This is a genomic window from Anaerorudis cellulosivorans, from assembly GCF_025943985.1.
Lineage (GTDB): Bacteria > Bacteroidota > Bacteroidia > Bacteroidales > Dysgonomonadaceae > Anaerorudis > Anaerorudis cellulosivorans.
Window position 1 is genome coordinate 46,767 of the sequence record NZ_JAPCWE010000019.1, and the last position, 6,530, is coordinate 53,296.

The 6,530-nt window shown below is 43.0% G+C and carries 6 protein-coding genes; all 6 read right to left on the reverse strand.

Annotated features, from left to right (window positions below):
• On the reverse strand, positions 1–963 hold the full coding sequence (locus OLM34_RS10195; protein WP_264407086.1) for a hypothetical protein: 963 nt from the start codon (positions 961–963) through the stop codon (positions 1–3).
• A complete protein-coding gene (locus tag OLM34_RS10200) occupies positions 960–2,384 on the reverse strand; it encodes a right-handed parallel beta-helix repeat-containing protein (RefSeq protein WP_264407088.1) in 1,425 nt (474 codons plus the stop codon). Before OLM34_RS10200 ends, OLM34_RS10195 begins: the two co-directional genes overlap by 4 nt.
• 11 nt (positions 2,385–2,395) lie before the next feature.
• A complete protein-coding gene (rhaD, locus tag OLM34_RS10205; RefSeq protein WP_264407090.1) occupies positions 2,396–3,202 on the reverse strand; it encodes a rhamnulose-1-phosphate aldolase in 807 nt (268 codons plus the stop codon).
• A 71-nt stretch (positions 3,203–3,273) separates the two neighbouring features.
• Positions 3,274–4,614, reverse strand: a complete 1,341-nt coding sequence (locus OLM34_RS10210; RefSeq protein WP_264407091.1) for a family 43 glycosylhydrolase — start codon at positions 4,612–4,614, stop codon at positions 3,274–3,276.
• 27 nt (positions 4,615–4,641) lie between these two features.
• Positions 4,642–6,021 (reverse strand): alpha-L-fucosidase, encoded by a 1,380-nt coding sequence (locus OLM34_RS10215; RefSeq protein WP_264407092.1) that lies wholly within the window; start codon positions 6,019–6,021, stop codon positions 4,642–4,644.
• 168 nt (positions 6,022–6,189) lie between these two features.
• The coding region (locus OLM34_RS10220; RefSeq protein WP_320051511.1) for a putative collagen-binding domain-containing protein at positions 6,190–6,530 on the reverse strand (341 nt) is incomplete at its 5' end.

The window sequence follows — 6,530 nt, forward strand, 5'->3', positions numbered from 1 at the left end:
TCAATAACAGCTATCTTGGGGTTGTACGGGATGATATCCCACCTGCGAGATTTGTACTACCGGAGCGTACAACCAATCCTCGACCACATTCGGCGTAATCACCCACCGAATGGCTGCCGTGGTTTTCCCGGCCGGAATCTCACTCCTGACCACAAACCAGCCGTTGTTGTGGTTCATGCGTCCGTCATACAGCTTCAATTCACTCCCTTTCGATTCGATCGTGAATCTGCTGTAAGGATCATCGGGACAAACAACCAGACGTTTCCCCACAGCATAAGGCTCGCAAACAATATCATCCGCAATGATAGGACTATATCCTCCTTCGCCTGCCAACTGCCTCACAGAAGCTTTCCCTCCCGGATTGAAATCTCCGCGATAGGGAAAATTGGACGGTTCGCTGCGCGTCGGCCCATTGGGCTGCCTGGGAAATATTCCCGCTTTATCATCCATTATCCAGGGTTTACCGAAAAGAGCACCGGGGAAAAGTTCGAGATTGAAACCCACCTTCCCCAAAAACTTCTCCGGTATCGGACGATCCAGATCGACCGTGATGACCACCGACGGACCTTCTCCTTTCACGGTAACGGTGTAATTAAACACCATATCGGGATAAATCATAGGATTGAAACCAGTCAGGTGTCTGGAGGAATCCGGATAACTAAGGTGTACGGTAAGGGTGTTTTTATCCTCGTTTACCTGCCGATCCCTTTGCTTAGGAACAGGTTGCCACTGCCCCGGCGTCGACTCCAAACGGATATCCCCATTGGTTGCCAAACGTTTGCCGTGCATAATGAGCGATATCCCTCCCTGATGACCTTCGGGATAAATATCGTCATAGGCCATCACGTTGACTCCCTTATTTTCAAAATAACCTCCTGTGTTTAATCGAAATTCTTGGGAGTAAACAGTATTCGAATGACCTATCAATGCAACCAAAAACAACAGACACATTAATTTTTTCATCGCTTTGACAGTTTATTTATTTGAATAGGTTCGAAAGCGCCAAACCAAGGCGAAGGTGCATATTTCCATTTTCTTCCTGACAACTTCACTTCAGGTAGTTGTTCGGGCACAAAATCGAATTTCAATTCATTTCGATAAAGGGGCGCACCTATTTGATTGTTCGGCGGCAAGTATTCATATACATGTACGCCAAACTGACCCACGCGGCTGGGCCGATTCTTCGCACATTCAAACAAATTCTCTTCCGCTATAAAATTTCGCTCTTTTAATGCCCATTTTACTTCAGAAGGGGGAAAGGTAAACCCCATCTCATAATCCCAGCCTTTATCGCATATATTGCGATAGATGAATACCTCCCTAAAATTTTGGGAAAGAACGTCGATACTTCCCACCCCACCACTAAAAACCTGAGGCGATCCACAAGAATAAAAGGTATTATTGTAAATGTGAATATCGGAACGCAAAAGATTATTGCCCCACATTCCAAAAAGAACCCCTGCCCCCGTAATATGATGGATCAAATTGTGATGGAACCTCACATTCCGAAGTTCTGAATCCTTACCCTCGACGCTTATAGCGATACCCCACATGGTATGATAAGCGGTATTCGAATAAAATTCGATATCTTCCAGCAGTCCGAACCAGGCATCCACATAATAAGCTTGTCGAGGGATATCATGAACAAGATTGTGATGAATAACCCCATGCCTACTCACTTCTTTGCAATCGATTCCTTCCTTAAAACAATCGTGGATATGATTATTGGCTACTTCAAAATATCTGGCTCCACAAAGGGACAATGCCTCATGAGGAGCCTCTCCTCCTTTTCTTTGACCGGGCACAAAATACAGGTCGCTATTGTCATTGGCACCGGTAATTTCGCATCCGCTTACCACCACGGAATCACAATACCACAATCCGATTCCGGAATTATGGGAATGATGAGATTTACACCCCATCAATTCTATTTTTTTGCAATCAGGTCCACGGACAATAAAGCCGGCAGCATTGGAATTGTGAACCTCTATATTTTCAAACCGTAGATAATTCACTTTCTCAATTTGAAAAACTCCTTCCGTTAAACTACTGAATTGTACCGAATCTCCGTTTCGAAATACTTTTTTTATCTGTTCTCCATCGAAAACAACAGATTCGTTGGGGGCACCACGATAAACAATCCATTTTCCTGGTTCTCCTGAACGAACTGGCCGAAACTGCTTTTCCAGTTGATAATCTCCTCCCCAAATAGTGATAGTATCGCCGGGCATGGCTATTTCAGAAGCTTTAAAAATAGTTCGGAAAGGCAATTTGCAGGAACCAAAATTGTTGTCATTCCCAGATAATCTTACAAAGTATTCCTTTGCCTCGAGAAAGAATGAGAAAATCACGCAAACCAACGAAAGGGTAATAAGTTTTTTCATGAGAATGATATTTAATCCAATAACGATTTATTCACCGGACAATTAAAATTAAGAGCTATTGCCAATAATTGTTCGTCGCTCAACGTTTGTTGAAAGCCTCCGACAGCCCGCACACAAAGACAAATTTCAGCCGCTTTTTCCACCACCTCAATTCGTCCAAATGCCTCGTCGAGATCGCAGCCACCACTGCAAATACCATGATATTGCCATACTGCCAAATTTCTTCGCCCCATCGCATCCGCCGTAGCTTTGGCTATATCCATACTCCCTGCCATCATCCAGGGTAAAAATTCCACTCCCTCTGGGAAAGCTACAATACATTCGGCATGACTTTGCCACAATAATTTTGTTAATGTACGAGTATCCAGGTTCGCTACTGCATAGCTCAAAGCGATGATATGAGTGGGATGAGTATGAATAAAAGCAAACATCTGATTGTTCGATTTTATCTTCATCCGACAATGAGACATCAAGTGGGAAGGAAGCTCGGAGGTCGGCGCACCTTGAGGCTCATATCCCCAAAGCAAACGATACGATTTCCCTTTTTTATCGAGTTCTATCACACCAAGATTTTTTTGAGGGGATATCTCGATATTCCTCAAATGACAACCGGTTCCTGTAACCAAAAATCTTTCCCCTCCAATTTCAGGCAGGGAAAGAGATAAATTCAGCCACTCGCTTTTGGGTTGACAATCATCAAAATAAGGATAAAACTCCGGTTTTAAACGCACACTAATATTCCCTCCATTCGATTCGGCCCAACCCAAACGAGCCATGTTCCCACTGATTCTTTTTACCTCTTCTACTAATTCTCGCATGTTTATATCTTTTTAAAACGACGTGTTCATAAGATCTCTAAAAAGGAAGATACTTCAAGTTCTTTTCCTTATTATTTTTCGAATTGAAAGCGGTCAATACGAAAAAAGTCCTCGCCCTCTCCACTAAAACGAAACCATAGTGCCCTGATCCCATCCACAGGTAATACGCTGCAAGTAAACGTCTGCCAATTTTTTAAATTGCAGCCACCGGGAACATCGATGGTTCCTATGGATTGCCCCCAACTATTATCGATGGCGATATCAATTTTACCTGGATTTGCTCCTGAAGCAATCCGCATTTTTATTCGTTTAACTCCTTTTCGAAAATCGAGATATTTATATCCTACACAATCCCCATTCCAAATCTTGCCCAGCTCTTCTTCAATTGGCGAAAATGTTTGGATGCGCACATTACCATATAAAAGGCATGCCTGTTCCGCTTCAATTTCATCTAACGGGTTTAAAGGCCCGCCTGCACCTTGTGAAGTCATTTCTACTTCGTTTATACTGCCGTCTTCATTAAAATAAACGGGCTCAATACAAGCTTTGCGCATGCTTTTACAACCATGAGTGGACCGATGATAAAAGACATACCATTTCCCTTTATATTCGACCAGGGAGCCATGATTATTCCAATTGCCGGGATCACAATGATCGTTATCTATTATTACACCTCCGTATTTATAGGGACCCATAGGAGAAGTACTCGTCGAATATCCTATGCAAGTGGGTCTTCCTGCGCGCCCCATATGAGCATAAACCAAATAATAAACCCCCTTTCGCTTGGTAAGAAAGGTTCCTTCATGAAAAAAATGTTCTTTCTCGGTAAGCACATTTTCTTTCACCGAGGAAACGTCGATTTCTTTCATATTGGGCTTTAATTTGGCCATTTTCAGATTAAATTGACCCCACACATAATAACCTTGTCCGTCATCATCCACAAAAACGGCAGGATCTATTTCGTGGTATTTCCCCACCTCGATGTTCGTTCCCTCGATAAACGGACCTGTTGGGGAATCAGAAATGGCGACCCCTTCCGTTAAGGTATTATTGGCCAAACAGTAATAAAGATAATATTTACCCTCTTTATACCAGCAATCGGGAGCATACAGCAAATCGTCGCTATAAGGAACGGCATCGTGTTCACCTTTTGAAGAAAAACGATCTGGATATAATTTCCACTTTTTCATATCGTCGGAAACCAATATGTCGTAACGCCACGAACAATAATAAGCGGGACTTTCATCGCGCGAACCATAAACATATATTTTACCGTCCTTCCAAACTCTCGCTGTGGGATCAGCGATATAAACGCCAGGAGGTACGATAGGATTTTGTGAAAAAATGCTACCACTCCATAAAATCAAAATGATCCATGTAAGAAAAAACTTTCCTTTGGTCAACGCAGGCATTTTGAATGATTAAATATTTAATTCTTCTTATTGAGCTCCGTTTTCAATCTTAAAAACCCACGCATAATTACTGGGATTGGTTTGCGGTGTCAAAACCGGTGGCGTAATGATAAAGGTATTCCCCGATTTTTTCGATTTCACCTTGCCTTCGAAGCCAAGAAGAGAAACCTTACCACCAGTTTTTATTCCTTTTATGACCAACGGTTCTTTCGGAAATTCAGTACAAAGTACATACAAGTGATTCCCTTTTTTAGTGAAATATACATTTTCGGTATTATTATTTACCGAGCCTTCCCATTTGCGGGTCCCGTAAATTGCATCGCCATTCACCTCAAGCCATTTACCAATATCGAACAGACGTTCCTGCTGAATCACCGGGATAAGCCCATCGACAGTAGGGCCGATATCGAGCAGCAGATTACCACCCCCAGCCACTTTTTCTATGAGTAAGTCTACCAGAGCATCCGATGTCATATAATTGTCCAAATCCTCTATCTGGTTATAACCGAAGGAAGTCCCGATCCCCCGACATTCTTCCCAGGGATGTTTAATTTCACTTCCACCTTCCCGGTCATGAACCAAATTATATTCTGTGGTAAAATAGCCACCGTGCACCCCTCGCGTTTCTTTCCCCCAACGATCATTCACCGCCACACGATCCTTTACCGGCGATTCGTTATACAACCAGGCCAGGAACTCGGTACTTTTCCACTTTTCACTGGGATAATCCCATTCACCGTCTGTCCAGAAAATATCCGGTTGATATCGCAAAACCAAATCTTTCATCTGTGGGATCATGTGTTCATCCACATATTTTTCGAGATTCTCGTGATACAGCGGATTATACCATTCATAAAGCGAATAGTAAAAACCCATATGAAGCCCTGCTTCTTTTATGGCATTAGTCAGTTCCCCGCAAAGATCACGGTGGGGACCGATGTCCATACTGTTCCAATTCCAACTTTGCTCACTAGGCCAAAGAGTAAAGCCTTCGTGATGTTTCGAAGTAAGTACTATGTATTTGGCCCCTGCCTTTTTGATAACATCGGCCCAACGCACAGGATCAAAATGCGGCGTTTTCCACATCGGAGCAAAATCCTGGTATTGAAAATCCTCTCCATACCTTTTATTATGGTAATCGCGGAATAGTTTGCCTGCCGGACTATCTTCGTTAATGCGCCACCAATACCATTCGGCATACTTGGCATAAATCCCGATATCGGCATCAGCCGGCGCCCAAGCCGGAACAGAATAAACTCCCCAATGAATAAAAATACCCAGCTTTGCATCTTCGAACCATTGGGGCACTGGCCTACTGTCGATAGATTCCCAAGTAGGCTGGTATTGTTGTGCATTTACCTGCAAATAAAAAAATAAAATCAGGCCAAAAAGAAAGAATCGTTTCATTTTAACTGGTTTTTATTGATTACATTAATATCCCATTGATTCTTTTAAACCGATCATATATCGGCACGAAGTAAAAAAACTACTTACTCTTTTTCGATTCAACTTGCTCAAAATATTTTTTGAATCACTCCCTTCCCGATATAAATTAATGGCTTTTTCTCGAATAAACTATTTCCCCGGAGCTTTAAAACCTGCCGCCGAATCGTCGAGTACCAGTATCCAGTCTGAATTTTCTCCCGGTTGCGGCGGAACAAATGTACGGGTTCCCTCATTCGAAAAATTCCCGATTTTATGAGCCTTACCATTCCGTGGATTATACCACCATGCGGTTACTTTTTTACCCGAAACAACATCCATCCTTACCGTAAACGGCCTCCCAACTGGAACATAAACCATGGCATAACGGCCGTTTTCATCTCGGGTGGCTACAAAACGATACCGTCCGGAACCGGGTACCGAGGTTTTTACCTCATCGGGTACAATTACCGAATCATCGGGAATACGCGTGA